At 59.5% G+C, this 21,146-nt stretch carries 21 protein-coding genes; 18 read left to right on the forward strand and 3 right to left on the reverse strand.

The genetic code is table 11. The features are described from left to right. The first annotated feature begins 186 nt into the window (after nucleotides 1–186). From ACFSKT_RS01270 to ACFSKT_RS01280, 3 genes are all read left to right on the forward strand, one after another. Complete coding sequence (locus tag ACFSKT_RS01270; RefSeq protein ID WP_377719990.1) at nucleotides 187–390, forward strand: zinc ribbon domain-containing protein; 204 nt, start codon at nucleotides 187–189, stop codon at nucleotides 388–390. A gap of 98 nt (nucleotides 391–488) precedes the next feature. Next, a complete protein-coding gene (locus ACFSKT_RS01275; RefSeq protein WP_377719991.1) occupies nucleotides 489–908 on the forward strand; it encodes a hypothetical protein in 420 nt (139 codons plus the stop codon). A gap of 40 nt (nucleotides 909–948) precedes the next feature. Then, complete coding sequence (locus ACFSKT_RS01280; RefSeq protein WP_148927138.1) at nucleotides 949–1,287, forward strand: hypothetical protein; 339 nt, start codon at nucleotides 949–951, stop codon at nucleotides 1,285–1,287. A gap of 135 nt (nucleotides 1,288–1,422) precedes the next feature. On the opposite strand, the gene ACFSKT_RS01285 is transcribed toward ACFSKT_RS01280, so the two are convergent. From ACFSKT_RS01285 to ACFSKT_RS01295, 3 genes are all read right to left on the reverse strand, one after another. Then, nucleotides 1,423–3,123, reverse strand: a complete 1,701-nt coding sequence (locus ACFSKT_RS01285) for a methyl-accepting chemotaxis protein (RefSeq protein WP_377719992.1) — start codon at nucleotides 3,121–3,123, stop codon at nucleotides 1,423–1,425. Between the two features lie 185 nt (nucleotides 3,124–3,308). Next, a complete protein-coding gene (dapA, locus tag ACFSKT_RS01290) occupies nucleotides 3,309–4,181 on the reverse strand; it encodes a 4-hydroxy-tetrahydrodipicolinate synthase (protein WP_377719993.1) in 873 nt (290 codons plus the stop codon). 166 nt (nucleotides 4,182–4,347) lie between these two features. Continuing rightward, the gene (locus ACFSKT_RS01295; protein ID WP_377719994.1) at nucleotides 4,348–5,856 is read right to left on the reverse strand and encodes a glycoside hydrolase family 30 protein; all 1,509 of its coding nucleotides are present in this window, start codon (nucleotides 5,854–5,856) and stop codon (nucleotides 4,348–4,350) included. Nucleotides 5,857–6,337: 481 nt separating this feature from the next. Between ACFSKT_RS01295 and ACFSKT_RS01300 the strand changes: the two genes are divergently transcribed. The 15 genes from ACFSKT_RS01300 (at nucleotide 6,338) to ACFSKT_RS01370 (ending at nucleotide 21,067) form a co-directional block, all read left to right on the forward strand. Then, nucleotides 6,338–6,511 carry a lysine biosynthesis protein LysW gene (locus tag ACFSKT_RS01300; RefSeq protein WP_377719995.1) on the forward strand — a complete coding sequence of 58 codons (174 nt, stop codon included), beginning with the start codon at nucleotides 6,338–6,340 and terminating at the stop codon, nucleotides 6,509–6,511. 12 nt (nucleotides 6,512–6,523) lie between these two features. Then, nucleotides 6,524–7,426, forward strand: coding sequence for a RimK family alpha-L-glutamate ligase (locus ACFSKT_RS01305; protein WP_377719996.1), 903 nt, complete (start codon nucleotides 6,524–6,526; stop codon nucleotides 7,424–7,426). A 55-nt stretch (nucleotides 7,427–7,481) separates the two neighbouring features. Then, entirely contained in the window at nucleotides 7,482–8,132 is a 651-nt protein-coding gene (locus ACFSKT_RS01310) for a degT/DnrJ/EryC1/StrS aminotransferase (protein WP_377719997.1), read from the forward strand. Continuing rightward, on the forward strand, nucleotides 8,122–9,441 hold the full coding sequence (locus ACFSKT_RS01315) for a DegT/DnrJ/EryC1/StrS aminotransferase family protein (protein ID WP_377719998.1): 1,320 nt from the start codon (nucleotides 8,122–8,124) through the stop codon (nucleotides 9,439–9,441). Before ACFSKT_RS01310 ends, ACFSKT_RS01315 begins: the two co-directional genes overlap by 11 nt. Next, a complete protein-coding gene (gene argC / locus ACFSKT_RS01320; RefSeq protein WP_377719999.1) occupies nucleotides 9,438–10,499 on the forward strand; it encodes an N-acetyl-gamma-glutamyl-phosphate reductase in 1,062 nt (353 codons plus the stop codon). The genes ACFSKT_RS01315 and argC overlap by 4 nt, the downstream gene beginning before the upstream one ends. After that, nucleotides 10,499–12,352 carry a M20/M25/M40 family metallo-hydrolase gene (locus tag ACFSKT_RS01325; protein WP_377720000.1) on the forward strand — a complete coding sequence of 618 codons (1,854 nt, stop codon included), beginning with the start codon at nucleotides 10,499–10,501 and terminating at the stop codon, nucleotides 12,350–12,352. The genes argC and ACFSKT_RS01325 overlap by 1 nt, the downstream gene beginning before the upstream one ends. Beyond that, nucleotides 12,353–13,180: a 1-deoxy-D-xylulose-5-phosphate synthase N-terminal domain-containing protein gene (locus tag ACFSKT_RS01330; RefSeq protein WP_377720001.1), complete on the forward strand. Its 828-nt coding sequence runs from the start codon at nucleotides 12,353–12,355 to the stop codon at nucleotides 13,178–13,180. It abuts the gene before it with no gap. Next, complete coding sequence (locus ACFSKT_RS01335; protein WP_377720002.1) at nucleotides 13,177–14,115, forward strand: transketolase family protein; 939 nt, start codon at nucleotides 13,177–13,179, stop codon at nucleotides 14,113–14,115. The genes ACFSKT_RS01330 and ACFSKT_RS01335 overlap by 4 nt, the downstream gene beginning before the upstream one ends. Then, a complete protein-coding gene (locus ACFSKT_RS01340; RefSeq protein ID WP_377720003.1) occupies nucleotides 14,099–15,322 on the forward strand; it encodes an MFS transporter in 1,224 nt (407 codons plus the stop codon). Before ACFSKT_RS01335 ends, ACFSKT_RS01340 begins: the two co-directional genes overlap by 17 nt. A gap of 23 nt (nucleotides 15,323–15,345) precedes the next feature. Further along, entirely contained in the window at nucleotides 15,346–16,611 is a 1,266-nt protein-coding gene (locus tag ACFSKT_RS01345) for an ATP-grasp domain-containing protein (RefSeq protein WP_377720004.1), read from the forward strand. 17 nt (nucleotides 16,612–16,628) lie between these two features. Further along, entirely contained in the window at nucleotides 16,629–17,159 is a 531-nt protein-coding gene (locus tag ACFSKT_RS01350) for a flavodoxin family protein (RefSeq protein ID WP_377720005.1), read from the forward strand. 167 nt (nucleotides 17,160–17,326) lie between these two features. Further along, nucleotides 17,327–17,830, forward strand: a complete 504-nt coding sequence (locus tag ACFSKT_RS01355; RefSeq protein WP_377720006.1) for a heme-degrading domain-containing protein — start codon at nucleotides 17,327–17,329, stop codon at nucleotides 17,828–17,830. Continuing rightward, entirely contained in the window at nucleotides 17,827–18,204 is a 378-nt protein-coding gene (locus ACFSKT_RS01360) for an MmcQ/YjbR family DNA-binding protein (protein ID WP_377720007.1), read from the forward strand. Before ACFSKT_RS01355 ends, ACFSKT_RS01360 begins: the two co-directional genes overlap by 4 nt. Nucleotides 18,205–18,419: 215 nt before the next feature. Further along, nucleotides 18,420–20,708 (forward strand): 5-methyltetrahydropteroyltriglutamate--homocysteine S-methyltransferase, encoded by a 2,289-nt coding sequence (metE, locus tag ACFSKT_RS01365; protein WP_377720008.1) that lies wholly within the window; start codon nucleotides 18,420–18,422, stop codon nucleotides 20,706–20,708. 83 nt (nucleotides 20,709–20,791) lie between these two features. After that, complete coding sequence (locus ACFSKT_RS01370) at nucleotides 20,792–21,067, forward strand: hypothetical protein (RefSeq protein ID WP_377720009.1); 276 nt, start codon at nucleotides 20,792–20,794, stop codon at nucleotides 21,065–21,067. Nucleotides 21,068–21,146 lie beyond the last annotated feature (79 nt).

Below are 21,146 nucleotides of genomic sequence, written 5' to 3' on the forward strand. Positions count from 1 at the left end.
ATCTGAGTTCTATGCGGACTACGAGTTGTTCTCGTGCACGGAGGAACTGCTGGCGAAAGGCAGGATTAACGGAAAACGCTTGTACGAAATTTGGCCGGATGTCGAAGTTACGATTATTTTTTGAGCCGCTTCCGAAACCTTTTTCGCATATATTCCGTAAATTGTAAAAAATGGAGAGGTGATGCCGTGAGCGAAAAAGGCTGCTTGAAATGCGGGAGCCGCAATGCGAGCACAAAGGGAGTCGCGATGACGGGAACGGGGCTGTCGAAAATGTTCGATGTGCAGAAAAACGAATTTATCGTGGTGTACTGCAACAACTGCGGCTACTCGGAATTTTACAACCGGCATTCATCGAGCGCCTCGAATGTGCTCGACTTCTTCTTCGGTTAATTTAAGAATTTAACAGCTTTTTAATTGATGTAGCAACCGTTTCACCTTATAATTATTAAGAATTCAAGAATCTGTCAACCAACTGGGGGAGAATGCTAATGTTAGTAGGTAAAGGCGCAGTCCGCGAAATGGCGAATGAAATCGATAAAGTGGTACGTGATATCGACCAAATTACACAGTCCAAGATTGACCGTGTGTCCGATAAAATCGACTCCGAACTGAACTCCTGTGGTCGCGAGCTTACGAACGCCGCATCGACCTTGAATCAAATCAAGCCGCTGATCGACCGCCTCGTGGCGCAAGTCGGCCAGAACGCGCCGGATCACGTGCAAGTGCTCGTGACGTCGATCGCCCAAGAAGTCATGTCCAAAGTCGTCGCGGCAGGCGGCAACATCGACGAAGTCCAGAAGAACATTAAGGACGTCGACAAATTGACGAACGAAATCGACAGCTTGACTGACGAAATCGACAAGCTCACGAATAAAATCGACGAGATTACCGATAAATATCAGAAGTAACCGACCCGCAAACACGACCAACAATGAGGAGGCAATTCGCATGAGCGATTACACGCCGCCAGTAGGCAACTACATGTCCGGTTGGGGCAACAACCAAGCGAAAGAAACAGCCTGGAAAATCGACCATATCGCGGACAAAGCGAAATTCGGCATCGAAATTCTCGGCACCGGCCTAATCGGCATCGACGCGTTGGAGAAGGAACTCATCGAGATGGCGGGCGCGCAGTACGCGCCGTCGCAGGAACAAATCCGTGCGATCGCGCACAGGCTGGACGCGCATCAGAAGCAGCTTCAGCAAGGGTTGGACCGGATCAAAGAAATGATGAACGACATCGACAAAGCAACGGACTCCATTCAACGTCCACGTACGGGCTGGTAATCATCCTTTTCGTATCCGCGCACGCATATTAACGGTTGTCGTCTTCGGGCGGCAGCCGTTTTTTAGTCCTAAGAGGTCAAAAAGCCTCTCTTCCCGGTTGTGACCGGTAAAGAGAGGCTTTGCTGCCTGTATCGCTTAATATTTGAATCGATCGACGATCTGCTTCAATTCCTCGGCCATGCCGGCCAAACGCGAGGCGGACATATTGATCTCCTCCATCGAGGCCAACTGCTGCTGTGTGGCCGCGGATACGTGCTGCGTGCCGGCCGCAGTGTCTTCGGCGATCTTGTTCACGTCCGTGATCGAATGCGCAACCTCGCCGGTACCGTGCGAGAGCTCCTCGACCGCAGCCGTCACCTCGGTGATTTGGCTGGTCACGATCTGGATCGCGTCTTGAATTTGACGGAAGGCGCTTCCGGCGCCGTTGACGACGTCGATGCCGCTGCTGACCTCATGCATCGTGTCGGACATCGCATCGACGACGGTCTGCGTCTCGCGCTGAATTTGATTGATCAGCTCCGAGATTTGCTTGGCGGAGCCGGACGACTCCTCAGCCAGCTGCCGTACTTCGTCGGCCACGACGGCGAAGCCGCGGCCATGCTCGCCGGCTCTCGCCGCTTCGATCGCCGCGTTAAGCGCGAGCAAGTTCGTTTGACCGGAAATATCGGAGATCGACTTCGAGATGAGCTCGATCTGCTTCGAGCGTTCGCCCAGATCCGTCACGGCCTGCGATAGGCTGGAGACGCGCGTATGAATGGCATTCATTTGCTCGATGGCATTCGTAATGGCGTAGGCGCCTTGATCGGATTGAACGGCCGCCGTGTGGGCGGTGCCTTTCACCATCGAGGCCGCGCTCGAAATATGCTTCGTTCTCGACGACATCTCTTGAATCGTATCCGAGCTGTTCTTCACGGACTGTACCTGCTGCTCAGCGCCGTAAGCCAGCTCTTGGATCGTGTGCGAGATATGCTCGGTCGCTTGACTGCTTTGGTCTGCGCTCATGCTCAGCTCTTCGGAGGACTCGGCAACTTTACGGGACGTCTCGCTGACCGTGCCGATCAGTTCGCGAAGCCCGCTTACCATATTATTGAACGAGTTGGTCAAGCTCCCCAGCTCGTCTCGCGAAGAATACGTGCCCACGACGGTCAATTCGCCGCTCGCCGCTTGATTCATTAAGCTTTCCAGCTCGCGAACGGGTTTCGTTACGCTTAGCATGATCAGTCGTCCCATGATTAAGGCGACCGCCGCATTGGCAATAATAACGGCAATAATGACAGCCATCATTCTGTCGCTGTGCTCTGCGTTCGACTGGCTGACGGCCGCGGCCGACTCCGAATTCAATGTTACCAGCTCCGTAATGACGTTTTCCATGCTCGTCAGCCCGGATACGACTTGCTCGTTAAACAACTGGTACGCTTCCTCGTTCTTATTCGCGAGCGCAAGTTGAATGACCGCGTCGCGTGCGCTCAAATATTGCTGCGTTTTCGAATCCAGCTCTTCGAGCTTCTTCATCTCCACAGCGTCATCTGTCGTATACTGTTGGCGAAAACCGCCGTTTTCTTTCGTGATATCGTCAATCTCGGTCTTCAAGGTTTCATTCTTCGAGGTATCCGTCGCGAGCATCAATTCAAGCAATTTGGCTTTGACGGCCTGTTCATTCGTATTGATCGTTTGCAGGTTGCTAATTGAGAGCAGCTTGTCTTTATACATGCTATCCAGTTTCTCCTGCGAATCGAGTAGCTGATAAATGCCGACCCCGCTGATGGAGAACAATCCGACCAATGAAATAATAACTAATAAGGCAAGCTTTTGACCGATTTTCAAGCTGCGAAGCAACTCGCATCATCCTTCCGCAATGTAAGTTATGATCATGATGTTGTTTATCCGGTTACGGAGACAAAGGCAAGTGTAGTACAGCAAGGCAGGCCGACGCAAAGGTAATTATGTCCGTCCATACCGCGCCGCGAAAAGCTTGGATGTATCGATGATTATCGCTTGGTCGGACGGCGCGTTAATTGCCGCTACGTGAGAAATGCATCCAGTTCAGCTTGCATGGCAGTCGATACCGGTCCCATCGGACAGCGGAGCGTGCCGGAGGCGAGGAGACCTTGCCGGGCGAGCAGCCATTTGAGCGGAGCGGGATTCGATTCGCGGAACAACAGCCGAATCAAGGGGAGCAATCGATCGAACGTTTCAACGGCGTGGCTCGTATTTCCTTCGGATACCTGTGCGCAGACCTTCAGGAAAGAAGCCGTCTCCACGTTCGCCGAAGCCAGCATGCCGCCCGCAGCGCCCAGATGCAGCATATCCAGGAGCAGCGCGTCTTCGCCGCACAGGATCGGCTTCGGACAATCCGGCAGCAGCCCGGCCGCGAGCGCCAGCCCGCCGGAAGCATCCTTGAGACCGATGACGCCGTCGAGGTCGAGAATCCGCTGCATCGTCTCGACTGATAGCGCGACGCCGGTGCGGGAAGGGACTTCATAGGCGACGACCGGGATGCCGACCGACGCGATGCGCCGGAAGTGTTCAATAATGCCCTCTTCGGAAGGGCGGCTGTAATATGGCGTGACCGCCAGCACGGCATCCGCGCCCCAATGGCCGGCCGCTTCACTGCGACGAACAGATTCAGCAGTGCAGTTCGTCCCGCACCCTACGATAATCGGTAGTCGTCGTGGCCGTAAGCATGCGCGCGCGGCCTTGTACAACGTACCAACCTCCTCCCAAGCGACCGTCGGCGACTCCCCGGTCGTTCCGTTGAGCACGATGCCTTGGATATCATACTGAAGCAAGGACGAGAAATACCGGCCGAAGGATTCGAGATCCAATCGTTCCTCGGTATCGAACGGGGTAATCAACGGCACGAACAGTCCTTGCAAATTGGTTTCATTTAACATAGATGCTTCCTCCTCGATCGATTGGCTACCCTCACTGTAGCATGGAATGAAACGGTCAATTGGGGAAGGTTTCAAATGGCTGCCATCGGAAAAACCGATTACCCAGATGGAGCCCAAAACGAAAAGCGCCCCGGAAAGGGCGCTTACGCTAGGCGTGGAGAAAAGTTTACGAGACAGTGCCGTACCACTTGTACGTCATGGCTGACTTGGCCGGGATCGTCACGGTAAAGTTCTGGCTGCCCCACTGGATTTTCACCTTGCGGGCGGACGCGCTGGAATTGTAGGCAACGACCACCTTGGAGCCGTCCGGGTTGCGGAACGCGACGTCCTTGATCTCGGAGCCGGTGTTGGACGCGATCCGGTACGCGCCAGGCACGACGAATTTGCTGAAGTGGCCGAGCAGGTAATACTGCTTCTTGTACGTCACTTGATTCTCCGGCGCGTCGTTGCGGTTGTCGGAGTTCTGGATCGTGATCATGCCCTTGTTGCCGCTGTTCTCGCCGATCAGGGAAGGGCCGTCTTTCTGGTCGAGCGCCGCATTCCAGAGGATGATCGTCTTCGACCAGTTGCGGGTGATATTGATGAATTCGTTCATCATGTTGTCGATGCCTTGCGACGTGCCGTTCTGCGGATCGTTCCAGTTGCCGAAGCCGCCTTCGGTGAACCAGACGTCTTTATCCGGGTGAGCGTTATGCAGAGACGTCATTTGCGAGCCGTCGCCGCTGTCGTAGTGGTGGAACGCGCTGCCGTTTACATATTGGCCTTTTCCCGCGTTTTTCAGGCTTGTGATGACCGTGTTCGGGAAATTCCAGTCCAGATAGTTATGGTCGAACGCAATGATTTTCGTATTAATGCCGGCATTGCGCAGGGTTGGTCCGAGATAATCGCCGATGAAGCCGATCTCGTCCTGCGTGTTCATGCCCATGGACGGATAGTGGGTTGGCTCATAGAGGGGCTCGTTCTGCACCGTGACCGCATAGATCGGAATGCCTTGGCCTTGATAAGCTTGAATGTATTTCTTGAAATAGTTCGCATACGTGCCGTAATGCTCGGCCTTCAGCTTGCCGCCGTTCAGTGTGTTCGAATATTTCATCCAGGCCGGCGCGCTCCACGGGGAGGCGAATACTTTGATGCTCGGATTCTTCGCGATCGCGGCTTTCACCATCGGGATGATGTAGGCCTGGTCGCGGCCGATCGTGAAGTTGTTCAGCGCGGTATCGTTCGGCGTATCGGCGTAGGTATACGCGCTCCAAGTGAAATCCGAGCTGCCGAGCGGCTGGCGCAGCACGCTCATGCCAATGCCCGAAGGGCCGAACAGCTTCTCCATGACTTCCGCGCGCTTGTTCGCATCGAGCTTGTAATGAAGCAGCCAAGCTGACGAGTCGGTGAGCGAGACGCCGAAGCCGTCCATTTGCTGATAGGTCGTGCCTTCGTTGACCGTAATCGTGTAATCGGCGGTGTCCCCGGCTGTGGTGAAGTTTTTGTTTGCGATCCGGGTGAGGCGCGCGCTCGGGCTTAACCCGACGGCCGGTTCGGTATTCGGATCGGAGGTCGAGATCCACACCTCGACTTGCTCGCCCGCGGCTTGGGCGGTCGGACTTGCGACGGAGCCGGACACCGTGACGACGGCGGCGGCCAGGACGAGCGAGACGGCCTTGACGTTCCAAATTTTCATTATTCATGCTCCTCTCGGGAATGGATATTCGTGCGCGATTTCGCATCAATCGTAACGTTAGGCGGCCTTGCGATCGGGGTTCACCTCCTAAGGAGTGATGATTGCAGGTGAAGGACATGATTGTAACCGATTACAATTTCGAGGTGACAAGGCGCTTGCAGCGTTCGACAGCATGTGCGATGCGGCTGCAAGCATAATCTTGTAATCGATTACAACTAGATTTTACTTTGGCGGGGAGGGGGAAAACAATACGTCATTTTTCAGCTTTTGTAGGCTGTTATTCAAGTAGACCGCCGCGGCCGTAGGAAGATGCGCTCTGTTCGATTCATGGGTTGTAATGATTTTGTATTAAACTTCCCGAACGTTCGATTGATTTTATCAATTAGACGACTCTATACAGCCGGTGATAGTATCCAATATAACATCACGTGTCCATTCAGCCTGGCGGATCACATTTTAAACGTAAAGGTGGAGTTTGAACATGAGTCAATTGCTGTGCCTTGTATGCAAGGATGAAATTACGGTCGAGCAAAACGCGACGACCGGCGAGATCGTAGAATGCGAATCTTGCGGGCAAGAGCATGAAGTTCATGCGGCGGGCAATATTTTCACGGTGGAGCTCGCGCCGGAAATCGAAGAAACCTGGGGAGAGTAAGGTGATCCGCGTATGAGCGCAAGAGAGCCGAGCGTCCTGCTTTGCGTCACCAAGCTAAGGGAAGAGGAGAAGCGGATCGCCGAGCTGCTGGCGGCCGAGGGCGTGCAGGTCAAGGTCAATCTGGATTCGATGGCGCTGCCCGTCGAGACCGCCTCATCGGAGAAGACGCCCGATCTGGCGCTAATCCGCTGCCTCTCCCAGCGCAATGCGCTGACGCGGGCGACGCTGCTTAGTCTGACGGGAATCCGGACGCTCAACAGCGTCCATGCCATATCGGTCTGCACGAGCAAAATCCATCAGGCGATCGTGTTCGGGAAGCAGGGCATCCCGCAGCCTCGCTATCAGATCGCATTTACGCCGGCGAGCTTGTACGACGCGCTTGATGCGTTCGGCGGGGTATACGTGCTGAAGCCGTCCAGCTCGTCCTGGGGGCGGGGAATCGCGCGCATTACGGGTAAAGACTGCCTCGATACATGGATTGCGGCGCGCGAGTCGGTCGATCCGAGTCATCAATCGCTGCCCGTGCTCCTGCAGGAATACGTGGACAAGGGCGACTACGACATTCGCGTCGTCGTGGTCGGCGACGAGCCGATTGCCGCGTTCCGCCGCGTCTCCGAGGATAATTGGAAGACGAATACGCATCTGGGCGCGGAGATTGAGCCGATCCCGGTCAATCCGGAGATTCGCGCGATTTGCGGTCGTCTGACGGACGTGTTGGGCGAGGGCATCTACGGCGTCGACCTGTTCTACGATTATAAAAATCGACGGTATTTGGTTTGCGAAGTGAATCAGAACCCCGAATTCGCCAAGTCGTGGAAAATCCACGGCGTGGATGTAGCGCACCGAATCGCGGCGTACGTGAAACGTCAGGTCGTCTCGCGATCCGGTCATCAGCTCGCCTCTATAACCAAGTAAACGGGGAGGATATTAAGATTATATGAAGCAAGCAATCTAGCCGCTGGGAGGAACTATGAAGAACAAGACGATTGAGAAAGAGCACCTCTTCTCGTTGTCGTTCGTACTCTCTCGGGTGCTCACGTCCGGCGTGATCATGAGCATCGAGAAGAACGAGAGCGAGTTGAAAGGATTGGAGAAGAGCATCGCCAAACTGTCGGGCAAACGATATGTCTCATTGTTCAACAGCTATACCGGGGCCGTCCATGCGGCCCTCTGGGGCCAAGATCTCGTTCATGGATCGCAAGCGAGATTGGCGGAGCCGAGCGAGCAGGAGCGGAAGTTCGCGAATTGGCTGGGCATCGCCATTACGCAGGACTCCTCGGCGCCCCTAGGCTTCAATCGCCTTGCCGTCAGCTGGGACAACTTGAACGACCTGGAACGTCTGCTTGAACCAAGCGGCGAACAAGCGGCCGTGCAAGTGTTCGACTTCACGCCGCTCGGGTTCGGTCCGGCCGCGGCGATCGCGACGTCGAGCGAGCTCGCGTGGAAGAAGGCGGAGCGGTTGAAAATCTTCGGCGCTTTCGACCTGCAGACGATGTGGACCCAAGAGGAGAGCGAGCCGGAGCTTCAACCGGCCGCGCAGTTCAATTACCGGCTCAGTCCGCTCGTCGCGGCGTGCGTCAAATTATCGCTGCTGAGGAGGAACCGCGGCCATGAAGACTGATTTTATCCGCAAACCGCTCGATCTGCCGTCCGAGGATTGGATTCGCGAGACGCTCGCGTACAAGGGCGGTCCCCCGATTATTCCCGAAGACGTCCGCAAGACGACGTTCCCGACGATTACGAAGGAAGATTTGACACAGATGCTGATCTCCATCCAGCAGGACGAGGAGAGCGTCGTGGCGGAATTCGCCGAAGCCTATCGGCAGTACGTCGGCGCGAATTACGCGATCCCGACGGCGAGCGGCACGTCGAGCCTGCATCTGGCGCTCGTCGGCGTCGGCGTGCAGCCCGGCGACGAGGTCATCGTGCCGGCGTTCACGTTCATCGCGACCGCGCAGGCGGTCGTCGCCGCCAAGGCAATCCCGATCTTCGTCGATATCGACCCGGTCACGTACTGCCTTGATCCGGAGCAAGCCGAAAGGGCGATCACGAAGAAGACGAAGGCGATCATGCCCGTGCACGTGCACGGACTTCCCGCCGATCTCGGGCGGCTGCGCGAGCTGGCGGACCGCTATTCGCTGCGGCTGGTCGAAGATGCTTCGCACGCGCATTCGGCGTCCATCGACGGCAAGCTTGCCGGCTCGATCGGCGACGGAGCCGGTCAGAGCCTGATGGCGGACAAGAACTTCCCGGTCGGCGGGGAGGGCGGCATCGCGTTCTTCCGCGAGCAGGCGGATTACGAGCGGGCGCTCGCGTTCTTGGATGACAGCGGCATCGACTACCGGATGTCTTGGATCGCCGCCGCCTTCGGCATCAGCCAGCTGGAGCGCCTGCCTTATTACGATGCCATCCGCGCGCGCAATGCCGACTACCTCACCAAGCAGCTGGCGGAGACGAAGCTGTTCCGCGGGCCGCACGTGCCGAAAGGATACAAGCACAGCTACAACATGTACCGGGTAAGCCTCGATCCGGCGGCCCTCGGGTTGGACGACTTGCCGGATTATCAGGTGAAGAACGCCATCCAGGAGCTGATTCTGAGCGAAGGCGTGCCGGCGCGGGAGTGGCAGAACGTGCCGATTCCGGGACATCTGCCGTTCAAGAACCGGCGCGGCTTCGGCGGCGGGTATCCGTTCTCGTTGTCCGAGCGCGACGATTTCGGCTATGCGCTGGAGAACTTCCCGGTGACGCTGAAAATGCTGCGCTCGACGCTGACGATCTGCCGCGAGCTGCGCTCGCCGGTCGAATACGAGCGTATTCAGGCTTACGCCCTCGCGTTCCGCAAAATCGACGCCAATCCGACCATCATTCGCGAGCTGGCCGAGCGGAGCGAGACCAAAGTGCTCTATGAGCGGGATGCGAGATTAGGATGAGCGCGGCGGAGACAAGCAAGCCGATCCGCGTCGCAATTCTGGGCGGCAGCGGCTTCACCGGATCGGAATTGTACCGGCTGCTCGGACGTCATCCCCATATCGAGGTCGCCTTTATCTCGTCGGAATCCAAGGCGGGCGTGCCCGTCGACCGTTACTTCGTTCACGCGCTGCGCAAGAAGAGCGCGAGCTCGCTCAAATTCCGGAAGCTCGCGGAGCTGGACGGCCACTACGACGCCGTCTTCTCCTGCCTGCCGACCGGCAGCCTGCCGCCGTATATCGCGCACGTCGCGGCGCATACGGACCGGATCTTCAACGTCAGCGGCGATTACCGGGTGAACGATCCCGACCTGTTGCAGCGGCATTATCCCGAGACGCTGAAGCACGAGATCCCCGGCGGCAGCCACTATTTCATCCCCGAATTCAGCGACGTCAACCGGGACGCGAAGATCGTCAACCTGCCCGGCTGCATGGCCGTGGCGAGCATCTACACGCTCTATCCGCTCGTCGCCCGCGACCTGATCGAGCCGCGCGTCGTCACGAACGCGAATACGGGCTCGAGCGGGGCGGGCAAGGCCAGCGCGGAGACCCATGCCGAGCGCGCCCACAACTATCGCCCGCACAGGGTGCACGGACACCGGCACAAGCCGGAGATCGAGCACGCGCTGAAGGTGCACGAGAATCGGACCGTCGATCTGCAATTCTCGACCTTCAGCCTCGATCTGCCTCGCGGCATCCTGGTGGCGTCCTACTCGCGCTTGAAGGAGGGCGTGACCGAGCTGGATGTGAAGAAGGCGTTCCACGGCGCGTATGCCGCCAAACCCTTCGTGCATTATTTTCATGGCAAAAGCGGGCCGCAAGGTCCGATGATCAAGACGGTGCTCGGGACGAACAACGCGGAGGTCGCCGCGTACGTGGAAGGCGACAGCTGCGTCTCGATTGCGAGCATCGACAACCTGATCAAAGGCGCGGCGGGTCAAGCGCTGCAGGCGGCGAATCTCTACTTCGGCTTTCCGGAGGAGACGGGGCTTGCGCCGGCGGCGGAAGGAGCGTGGCCGTGATGAAGGACGATCTGTATGTCGTTAAGCTGGGCAGCGGGACGATACTCGGGCAACCTGATATTTTCGCGGAGATCGGCGCTCTCGTCGGACGTGGGTCGCGGGTATTGGTCGTCGCCGGCGGCGCGGAGGGCATCCGGCGCCAATACGAGCGTTTGGGCAGGCAGATGCCCTTCCTCGTCTTGCCGAGCGGTGACGAAGTGCGATACTGCTCGCCGGAGGAGATGCCGATTATCCGCTCGGCTTATCGGGAGATCATTCTCGAGGAGGCCGCATCGGCGCTGCGCTCGCGCGGTCTGACCGTCTTCGCGCAGATCGGCGGCGATAACGGCGTCGTTACGGGGACGAAAGCAAAGCCGATCAAAGCCATTCGGGACGGCAAGCCGGTTATCGTCCGGGATTCGCTGTTCGGCGGTTATACCGGCAGCAACGCTCCGTTCATCCGTTCGGCATTGGACGCGTACGACGTGGCGATTCTATCGCCGCCGATCTATGATCCGGAATTGGGCGAATACATCAACATCGATGCCGACGTGCTGGCAGCGCATTTGGCGTCCGATCTGGGTGCCCAGCATTTGCGCTTCGTCACGGGGACGCCCGGCATTCTGACCGATATCGACGATCCCGGCTCGACGGTGCGCCATGTCTATCCCGGCGACGACCTGCCTTGGGTGAAGGGGCGGATGAAGCAGAAGGTGCGCGCCGCCGGCGTAGCGCTCGAGAAAGGGATCGCCGATGTGGCGATCTCGGGACCTCATACGCTGGAGGGCAGGGGGAAGACGTGGTTCTGGAACTTCCCTCATCCGGGCGACGACCGCCGGACCGAGCTGCTGAGCCAAGTGACGCGCATCGCGTCGGCCTCTTATGACGAGGGGGAGCTCGCATCCTTCCTGCTGGACGAAATCCGGTATCCGTCCGTGAAGGGACAGATCGACGACGCGGGCAACATCGTCTTCCGCAAAGGGAACGGTCCGCGCACGCTGCTGCTGCTCGGTCATATCGACACGGTGCCCTACCAATGGCAGGTCAAGAACGACGGTGAAGGCCTGAACGGACGCGGCGTCGTGGATGCCAAAGGAAGCTTCGTCAATTTCGTCCACATGCTGGAAGAGGTCGACGTGCCCGAGCACGGCACCTTGCTCGTCGTCGGCGCGGTCGAAGAGGAAGTATCCACCTCCAAAGGCGCGTTCTACGTACGCGACCATTATCCGGCCGAAGCGGTCATCATCGGCGAGCCGAGCGGGGAAGACAATTTGACGCTCGGGTATTACGGGTTATTCAAGCTGGAGATCACGGTCAGCCGCAAACAGACGCATACGGCGGCCAAGGATAGCGTCAGCGTCATCGACGAGCTGTACGAGGTCGTCCGAACGATCCGGGAGCGGGTGCGTGCGGTGGATCCCGACTCCCTGTCCGCGCTGATCGATATCGGCCATCGTCACGACCAAGGCGTACTCACGGCCGAGGGAACGCTCAACTTCCGCATCTCCCCCGCGGCGGGCAAGCAGTACGCGGAGCGGGTGTCGCTCGACGATCTGGGCGAGGACGTGCGGGTGAGCGTGATGCGGGCGACGCCGGGCTTCGCGAATCCGCGCAGCGATACGCTCGTGAAGAGTTTCGTCCGGAGCTTCGCGAGAGCGGGCAAGCAGGTGCATTACCTCAAGAAGCGGGGCACGAGCGACATGAACACGCTGGCGACGACGTGGGAAGGCGTACCGATGGTCGCGTACGGGCCGGGGGATTCGAATCTGGATCATACCGATCACGAATATTTGCATTTCGCCGAGGCGCTCGCCGCCAGAAGCATTCTGAAGGATGCGGTGGACGAGTGGTTCCGGCTGCAGGGAGGCGAATAGATGACGGCGCGAACGGTTGAAGCCATTCGAAGGGAGGACGTCGTTCCGGAACTCGAGGGGAAAGCGCTCGAGGCGCGAAGCTTAATCATTGACATGGCCGCTGCGCCGACGGGATGCCATATCGGCGGCAGCCTGTCGGTCATCGATCTGCTGTTGGCCGCGTACGCCGTATACGGAAGCGATCCCGCCAGCGCGATTATTCTAAGCAAAGGTCATTCGGCCGCGGCGCTCTATGCGGCGCTGTACGTGCAGGGCATTATGCCCGATAATCCGGCGGAATCGTACGGGGCGAGCGGCTCGCTGTTCACCGGGCACCCGAACCACAAGCTGCCTGGCATTCCGTTCGCCACGGGGAGTTTGGGTCACGGCGTGCCGTACGCGGCAGGTTGGGCGCTCGCGCAGCGCCTCAAGGGCACGGGCGGCACGGGCGTCGTCATCGGCGGAGACGGCGAGCTGCAGGAAGGGCTGTGCTGGGAGACGGCCCAGATTGCGCAGGCGAAGGGCATCTCGAATTTCGTCTACATCGTCGACTGCAACGGCGGGCAGAACGACGGACTCGTGCAGGACATCTCGCCGCTGCCGCAGCTGCGCGAGCGATTCGAGGCGTTCGGCTTCCGCGTGCGGGAGACCGACGGTCATGATTACGGGGCGATTCTATCCGCCATCGACGTCGCGCTCGCGCCGGGCGAGGAGGCGGGCAAGCCGCTCGCGGTGCTCGCCCGGACCGTCAAGGGCAAGGGCGTACGCGCCATTGAGGGCAACCCCGAGGCGCATTACGCGAAGATTCCGGCGAAGACGGCGGACAAATGGAAAAGGAGCCTCACATGACGCATTCCAGTAGAGAAGCTTACAAGTTGGAATTAACGGAGCTGGCCCGGGAGGACGGCCGCATCCTCTGCCTGGAGGCGGATCTCGGCGGCAAGAACCATGCGTTCCAAGCCGAGCATCCCGACCGCTTCTTCAATGTCGGCATCGCCGAAGCGGCCGGCATCGACATCGCGGCGGGACTGGCGGAAGCGGGCTTCGTGCCGTTCTTCTCGACGTTCGCTTCCTTCGCCGCGCTGCGTGCTTCGGAGAGCATCAAGCTCGCCATGGGCTACATGGGCAAGAACATCAAGATCGCGGCGGCGTACGGCGGCGTCTCCGGCGGGTGGTTCGGCACGACTCATCATTGCCTGGAGGATATCGCGGTGCTGCAGTCGTTCCAGCATATCCGGATCGTCTGCCCGCACGGCGAGGCGGAGACCCGCCAGGCCATACGGGAGGCGGCGGCGTCGCCGGAGCCGTATTATATCCGGCTTGCCCGCAATGACGCGTTCGAGAGCTTGCCGCGGGAAGCCGGGAGCAGCTTGCGCGATGTCCTATACCAGGGGAAGGACCGCCCGAATGCCCGCTTGTGCCTCGTCTCCGTCGGCGAACAAGCGACTGAGATCTGCGCCCGCATCGCGGCCGAGGACGAATCGCTCGTCCATGCGCACCTGGCCTACGTGGACAGCGGGTCGCTGAAGCGCGTTGCACCCGAACTGCGTTCGGTCTCGAGCCGGTTCCTCGTCGTGGAAGAGCATCGCGGCACGGGCGGGACCGCCTCGTATCTCGCGCTGCTGCTGCCGGACGCCGAAGTCTATTCGCACGATTGCGGTCATGATTGGCCGATATACGGCGGCAGCCATGCGGACGTGCTTCGCGATCTCGGGTTCGGCGAGGACGAATTGAGACGGCAGATCGCCGAGCTGGGAGGAAGCCGTCATGACCGGAGCGCTTAGGTCGAAGCAATTCCGCCGGTATGCGATCGCCGACGTGATCAGCGGCTTCGGCGTCGGGATGAGCACGATCGGCGCGAACTGGTACCTGATGGACCAGACCGGCTCGCTCGGCGCGGTCGGCTTCATGCTCACGCTCAACGTACTGGCCGGCTTCGCGGTGTCCCCGCTCGCGGGCATCCTGACCGACCGGTTCCACCGCAAACGCATCATCCAATTCGCGAACTGGGGGCGGGCGCTGCTCATCGCGGCGCTGGCCGTCGCTTTCCTGGCGACCGGCTATCATACCTGGTACTTATACGCATTTACGATTATTAACGGCATCGGCTGGACGGTGTATATGTCGGCTTCGCGCAGTCTCATTCAAGAGCTGCTCCCCGAGAAGGAGCTGATCAACGGCAATTCGATCATCGAAATTTCGCTGCAGGTCGGCATGTTCACGGCAGGCGCGGCGTCGGGCATCTTTTACAAATACGTCGGATTTGAATGGATCCTGCTGCTGAATTCCGCGGCCTTCCTCGTCAGTTCCTTGTTCCTGGCGAAGGTGCGGTACACACCGCTTGCCATCGAAAGCAAGGGCGAGTCCTTCGCGGCGAATTTCCGAGACGGGCTGCGTTATTTGAAGGAGCGCCCAGCCGTCTTCGCGCTCGGCGTCGTCTCCATCATCCCCGTCGTCGCCGTCATGATCTTCAACGTCGTGCTGCCTGGTTACGTCAGCGGGCCGGTAGGCGGCGACTCCGTCGTGTTCGGGCTCTCCGACATGTTCTATGGCATCGGCGGGCTGCTGTCCGGCTTCCTGGCGGCGCCGCTTGCCAGAAGGCTGTCGCTGTCGACAGCCGTGCCGCTGTTCTTCCTGCTCGGCGCGGGCGTGCTCTTCGCTTGGGCGTTCAGCGCGTCGGTCGGGCTGTTGTTCGCGGGCAGCGCCGTGCTCGGTCTGAGCAATTCTTCGCTGCGCATTATGATCAACACGCGGCTTATGGAGCTCGTATCGAAGGCGTACATGGGGCGCGCGATGTCGGTCTGGATCGCGATCTCGCTTCTACTGCAGTGTATATCCGCGACCGGGCTCGGCTTCGCGCTCGACCGGTTCTCCCCTGGAACGGGCTTCGCGGGCATCGGGGCGCTCATGCTGGCGGGACTCGCGCTCTATGCGCTGCTGCATCTTCCGTCCAGAGCGAAGAGCGGCGTAGGCGCCACGCTTGATCAATAACGAATGAGGAGGTCCAGACATAGATGAACAATTCGAAAATCGTCGCGTTCGTGGAACCGAGCTTCTACGGGGTCAGCTTCGCGAAAGCGGCTCATGCGCAAGGACACAAAGTGGTAGCCATCGTATCCTCCGTAGACAATCCGGCGCTGTACGGCTACGAAGGGATTTACCACGATTTGCTCGTCGCGGATATCCGCGACGAGCAGTCGATCTATGACGCAATTGCCGGTTCCGTCTATTACGGCAAGCTCGATGCGCTGATCCCGGCGACGGATTACGCGTCCCATCTGACCGCGCGCGTGGCGGAACGGCTCGGTCTGCGCGGCGTGCCTTACGAAGCGGCGCTGCGGGCGCGCAACAAGGATTTGGCCCGCCAGGCTTATGAAGCGCACGGCGTACCGGGCGCCAAGTACGAGAAGGTCGCGACGTTCGAGGAAGCCGCGCGGGCGGCCATAGCGATCGGTTACCCGGTCGTGCTTAAGCCGACGAACTGCGCGAGCTCGCAGGGCGTCTACTTCATTCACGGCGAGCCGGAGCTGCGCGAAGCGTTCGAGGAACTGCGCCAGTTCAAAGTCACGTACATGGATTTCAAGGTGCGGGACGAATATTTAATCGAAGAATATATCGACGGACAGGAGTTCAGCGTCGAACTCTTCTTGCAAGAAGGCCAGCCCGCCTTCGCAGCCGTCACGGAGAAGCTGACTTCGCCGCTGCCGTATTTCGTCGAAGTGCTGCATACGCTCCCGACGTCGGTGCATCGCGACCGGGAAGCCGACTTGATCGCGACCGCCGTGCAGGCGGCAGGCGCGATCGGCATCACGGGCGGACCGTCCCACGTCGAGCTGAAGCTGTCGCGGACGGGACCTCGCATCATCGAGGTGAACGGCCGTCCGGGCGGCGATCAAATTTCCTCCGACCTGCTCGTGCAGGCGTTCGGCATTGACGTCTTCGCCGCGACCGTGCGCTTCTATCTCGGCGAGCAGGCGCAGCTCTCGCCGATCCGCCATCGCGCATCGGCCATCGCCTATCTTACGGCGGAGCGCGAAGGGATCGTCGAGCACGTCGCGGGCGTGGCGGAGCTGGCGGAAAGTCCGTTTCTGGTAAAGGCGAACATCTCCGTACAGCCGGGCGACCAGGTTGTGACGGCACGCAGCTCCGACGACCGGCTTGGGTATGTCATTACCGTCGCGGACACGCCGGAAGAGGCGAAGCAGGCGGCACGCGCCCTGATCGCCTCGATCGCGATCGACTACCGGCAGGAAGTGCTGCCGGTCGCGGAAGCTACTTGAGAGAGGAAGAGAAGCGGATGGGAATCGCCGTACTATATGGAAGCTCCAGGCGGGGCGGGAACTCGGATCTGCTGGCCGACCGGCTGGTCGAAGGGAAGGAAGCGGCCCGCTATTATTTGTCGGGGTCCCGCATCGAGCCGATTATCGATTACCGGCATACGGAACCGGGCGCTTACCCGGAGGACGATTACCGTTCGATCCTCGATGGCGTCCTCGGCGCGGACACGCTCGTTATCGCGACGCCGATCTACTGGTACGGGATATCCGCGCCGCTGAAGCTGTTCATCGATCGCTGGAGCCAATCGCTGCGCGAGGATCGGCAGGGCTTCCTCGAAGCGATCCGGGGCAAGCGCGCTTATTTGATCGCGGTCGGCGATGACGAGCCCGGCCGCAAAGGATTGCCGATCGTCGAGCAATTTCGGCATATATTCGACTTCGTCGGCGTCGAATTGGCGGGTTACGCGCTCGCCGAGGGCAACAAGCCGGGCGATGTGCTTGCGGATGCGCAGTCGCTTGCCGTTATCGACGGCTGGCGTCTAACGCTGTAAGCAAGCGCGAATGAAGACCAGGATCGTACGGAGAAGGTTTCCGGCGCCTGGTCTTCTTTGCTTCGGGCAATGGCGCGCAAGTCTTCGGCCCGATTGCCGAGCTTGGACGCGGCATGGTACGCTAGACTGCGAATGTAACCCTAACGATCGTTAAAGGAGAGATGGACATGACTCAACTCGCCGAGCGGCTGCTCGCCATGGCAGAAGAGGAACGCGAGCTGCAATTCGACCGGTTCGACAACGAGACCGCCCTGGAGCTGGGATTGGCAATCATTGGGGAGGCAAAGCGGCAGGAGAAGGGCATCACGGTCGAGATCTACCGCGGAGGCCAGCGTCTGTTCGCCCATGCGATGGCCGGCACGTCTGCCGAGAACGAGAATTGGATCCGGCGCAAAAACAATGTCGTGAACCATTTCGGCCAAAGTTCCTGGCGCGTCGCTCTGACCGTCCGCGAAGAGGGCAAATCGCTGGAGACGGACTACGGGCTGCCGCTGGCGGATTACGTGGGCGCAGGAGGAGGCTTTCCGCTGATCGTGCGAGGCGAAGGCCAAGTGGGTACGATCACGGTGTCCGGGCTCCCCGATCAGGAGGATCACGATCTATTGATCGCGGCGCTCCGCGGCTTCCTGAGCCGCGATTCGGATCCGAGCCGAGGTGTCGCCGGAGCATGACGGCTGCTTTCGGAAGGCAGGAGATGCTCGAACGCGTCAGACGCGCATGCGCCGGACTGCCGGAGACGGAGGAAATGATCGACGGGTTCGGCCATACGGTGATGAAGGTGCGCGGCAAGACGTTCATCATGATGAGCCCCGAAGAGGAGACGCCTCCCGGCTTGTCCATCAAGTCCGACAAGGAGCAGCAATTTTTGCTGCTGCAGCAGGGCGGATACGTACGCACGCCTTACATTGGCCAGCACGGATGGGTATCGCTGGATCAAGCCTCCAAGCCGAATTGGGACGAGATCGCGGGCTTGATTCGGACGGGCTACCTGCTGGCCGCGCCCAAGCGGCTGGCCAAGGAAGTGCTGGAGAGACGGGATACATAATCGTTTTATGAGGTACGATGGTCCACATAGCCAACGCGCAATGAAGCGTGTTGGCTTTTTTTGGGCTTATCAGCTATTGCCCCCGATTGACTTCGTCCTGCGCGTCGTGATTGCTATAGCTATTGGCTATAACAGGATATAGATTTATCCAGTTACCCTGATCTTCTTCCGCCATGCTATCTTTCTAGTAACAAATGGCAGAGGAGAGTTGTGCGATGGCAAGAAGCAGCATATTGGGATATCCGCGCATCGGCGAGAAGCGGGAATGGAAGCAGACGCTCGAGGCGTACTGGTCGGGCAAGGCGGATGAGGAGACTTTTCGAGATCGCATGAAAGAAATTCGACTGGCGCGTCTGCGCAAGCTGCAGGCGTCGGGAATCGATCTGATTCCGGTCGGCGATTTCAGCGAATACGATCATGTGCTGGATACGGCGGCGATGTTCGGCCTCGTTCCGAAGCGGTTCGATTACCAAGGCGGCGAAGTGCCGCTATCGATCTATTTCGGGATCGCGCGCGGCACGAAAGACGCGGCGGCCAGCGAAATGACGAAATGGTTCAACACGAATTACCATTACATCGTGCCTGAGCTGGACGGCGCGTCGCCAACGCTAACGGAGAATCGCCCGCTGCGCGCTTACTTGGAAGCGAAGGAATCGCTCGGCATTGAAGGCAAGCCCGTATTGCTCGGTCCGCTCACGTTCCTCCGATTGTCGAAGGGCTATAACCCGGCCGAGACGGACGTCTGGCTCGACAAGCTGCTGCCTTTGTACGAACAGGTGCTGCGGGAATTGGAACAGGCGGGCGCGGCTTGGGTCCAAGTCGACGAGCCGGCGCTGGTGAAGACAGCCGATCCGCAGGACCGCGACCGGCTGCGCCGAATCTACGGCAGATTCGCGGAGGCAGCGCCTCGTTTGAACGTCATGCTGCAGACGTATTTCGAATCGGCGGACGACTATGAAGCCATCATTGGGTTGCCCGTGCGAGGGATTGGATTGGATTTCGCGCATGGTCGAGACGCTAATCTTGCGGCTCTACGGCTGCATGGTTTCCCCTCCGACAAGGTGCTCGGGGCGGGAGTCGTCGACGGTCGGGGGATTTGGCGGGCATCCCTCGCCGAGGGCTGCAAGCTGCTGAAGGAGCTTGCGCGCTTCGTGCCTTCCGACCGCCTCTTCGTCCAGTCCTCCTGCAGTCTGCTCCATGTTCCGGTCACGGTGAAAGGCGAAGATGGACTGCCGGAGGCGTTAAAACAGGCGTTGTCGTTCGCGGACGAGAAACTGGAGGAGATCGCGCTGCTCGCTCGAGCAGCCGACCTCGGGACGGACGCGATTGAAGCGGAGATGCGTGCGAGCGAAGCGGCGCTTCGGGCGCTGAATGAGCACGAGACGCGCAACCGCAAGGACGTCCAGGCGGCGGTAACCGCGATCGCCAGCCAGGAGGGACGCCGCGGACGGACGTTCGCCGAACGCCAGCCGCTTCAGCAGGCGAAATGGCAGCTGCCGCTGCTTCCGACGACGACGATCGGCAGCTTCCCGCAGACGGCCGACGTGCGCAAGGCGAGGCAGCTGTGGCGCAAGGGCGAATGGAGCAAGGAGCGGTACGATGGCTATGTTCGCGAGCAGATCGACAAGTGGGTGGGCTTGCAGGAGGAGATCGGCCTCGACGTGCTCGTGCACGGCGAGTTCGAGCGAACGGACATGGTCGAGTTTTTCGGCGAGAAACTGGCCGGGTTTGCTTTTACGAGGGGCGGCTGGGTGCAGTCGTATGGCTCGCGCTGCGTGAAGCCTCCGATCATCTATGGCGACGTCGCGTTCGAAGGCGCGATGACGGTGGAGGAGACCACCTACGCGCAGTCGAGGACATCCAGGCCGGTGAAGGGGATGCTGACAGGACCGGTCACGATTATGAATTGGTCGTTCGTCCGCGAGGACATCGCACGGGAGCAGATCGCCTATCAGCTGGCCTACGCGCTCAGACAGGAGGTCGAGGCGTTGGAGGCGGCCGGGATCGGCTTGATTCAAGTGGATGAGCCTGCCGTACGGGAAGGGCTTCCGCTGAAGCGAGAGGCACAGGCAGATTATTTGACATGGGCGGTGAAAGCCTTCCGGCTGACGACGTGCTCCGTCCGCGATACGACGCAAATTCATACCCACATGTGCTATTGCGAGTTTCATGATATGCTCGGTTCCATCGAAGCCATGGATGCAGACGTGATCTCGATCGAGACCTCCCGCTCGCACGGCGAATTGATTCATCACTTCGAATCGCAATCGTACCCGCTCGGGATCGGCCTGGGCGTCTACGATATTCATAGCCCGCGCGTGCCGGGAACCGGCGAGATGACCGCGATGATCGGCCGCGCCCTGCAGGCGCTGGACCCTGCGTTATTCTGGATTAACCCGGATTGCGGGCTGAAGACGCGCGGGGAAGAAGAGACGATCGCCGCGCTGCGCAACATGGTCGAAGCGGCACGCGCCATGCGGCTGTCGGTTGCCGCTTCCGTATAGGCGAAAGTTTTCGCGACTATTGCGAATCGGCTGAATATGGTAGGGTGGAAGGAAAGTCGCAAAAGATGGGAGCTGACGGCGGAATGCAGGGTATCCGATTTTTCGTCAAGCAATTCTGGCGGGAACCATGGTGGTTCAAATTGCTTATTATCGCATCGTTCGGAGTATCCATCGTATTCAGCAGCTCGGCGTTCGAGAGCGGTTATTACGATGCGATCGCCAAGTGCGCGGCCGCCGTGTTCTTCGGCGCATACGCGTTGAAGTTCCGCCGCACCTTCTATGTGTCCGCGGCGATGACCGCCGCCGCCGTGTTATGCTTATATGTAAGCTGGGATTTATATCGGACTGTCGGCAGCTGATGCCGGCGGCACGCGAACGAGCATGAACGTCCCTCCGGACGGTCATGCTCGTTTTTTTGCGCGCTCGCACAACCGCCCC

Origin of the sequence: Paenibacillus xanthanilyticus, assembly GCF_042682185.1 — a bacterium.
In the GTDB taxonomy this organism is placed as follows: domain Bacteria; phylum Bacillota; class Bacilli; order Paenibacillales; family Paenibacillaceae; genus Paenibacillus_Z; species Paenibacillus_Z xanthanilyticus.

Excerpts from the sequence above, each read along its gene's own strand:
- ACFSKT_RS01340 (WP_377720003.1), top strand. The coding sequence starts at position 14,099 with ATGACCGGAGCGCTTAGGTCGAAGCAATTCCGCCGGTATGCGATCGCC.
- ACFSKT_RS01295 (WP_377719994.1), bottom strand. The coding sequence starts at position 5,856 with ATGAAAATTTGGAACGTCAAGGCCGTCTCGCTCGTCCTGGCCGCCGCC.
- ACFSKT_RS01305 (WP_377719996.1), top strand. The coding sequence starts at position 6,524 with ATGAGCGCAAGAGAGCCGAGCGTCCTGCTTTGCGTCACCAAGCTAAGG.
- ACFSKT_RS01280 (WP_148927138.1), top strand. The coding sequence starts at position 949 with ATGAGCGATTACACGCCGCCAGTAGGCAACTACATGTCCGGTTGGGGC.
- ACFSKT_RS01310 (WP_377719997.1), top strand. The coding sequence starts at position 7,482 with ATGAAGAACAAGACGATTGAGAAAGAGCACCTCTTCTCGTTGTCGTTC.
- ACFSKT_RS01330 (WP_377720001.1), top strand. The coding sequence starts at position 12,353 with ATGACGGCGCGAACGGTTGAAGCCATTCGAAGGGAGGACGTCGTTCCG.
- metE (WP_377720008.1), top strand. The coding sequence starts at position 18,420 with ATGGCAAGAAGCAGCATATTGGGATATCCGCGCATCGGCGAGAAGCGG.
- ACFSKT_RS01345 (WP_377720004.1), top strand. The coding sequence starts at position 15,346 with ATGAACAATTCGAAAATCGTCGCGTTCGTGGAACCGAGCTTCTACGGG.
- ACFSKT_RS01275 (WP_377719991.1), top strand. The coding sequence starts at position 489 with ATGTTAGTAGGTAAAGGCGCAGTCCGCGAAATGGCGAATGAAATCGAT.
- ACFSKT_RS01370 (WP_377720009.1), top strand. The coding sequence starts at position 20,792 with ATGCAGGGTATCCGATTTTTCGTCAAGCAATTCTGGCGGGAACCATGG.
- ACFSKT_RS01360 (WP_377720007.1), top strand. The coding sequence starts at position 17,827 with ATGACGGCTGCTTTCGGAAGGCAGGAGATGCTCGAACGCGTCAGACGC.
- ACFSKT_RS01315 (WP_377719998.1), top strand. The coding sequence starts at position 8,122 with ATGAAGACTGATTTTATCCGCAAACCGCTCGATCTGCCGTCCGAGGAT.
- dapA (WP_377719993.1), bottom strand. The coding sequence starts at position 4,181 with ATGTTAAATGAAACCAATTTGCAAGGACTGTTCGTGCCGTTGATTACC.
- ACFSKT_RS01350 (WP_377720005.1), top strand. The coding sequence starts at position 16,629 with ATGGGAATCGCCGTACTATATGGAAGCTCCAGGCGGGGCGGGAACTCG.
- ACFSKT_RS01355 (WP_377720006.1), top strand. The coding sequence starts at position 17,327 with ATGACTCAACTCGCCGAGCGGCTGCTCGCCATGGCAGAAGAGGAACGC.
- ACFSKT_RS01300 (WP_377719995.1), top strand. The coding sequence starts at position 6,338 with ATGAGTCAATTGCTGTGCCTTGTATGCAAGGATGAAATTACGGTCGAG.
- ACFSKT_RS01325 (WP_377720000.1), top strand. The coding sequence starts at position 10,499 with ATGAAGGACGATCTGTATGTCGTTAAGCTGGGCAGCGGGACGATACTC.
- ACFSKT_RS01335 (WP_377720002.1), top strand. The coding sequence starts at position 13,177 with ATGACGCATTCCAGTAGAGAAGCTTACAAGTTGGAATTAACGGAGCTG.
- argC (WP_377719999.1), top strand. The coding sequence starts at position 9,438 with ATGAGCGCGGCGGAGACAAGCAAGCCGATCCGCGTCGCAATTCTGGGC.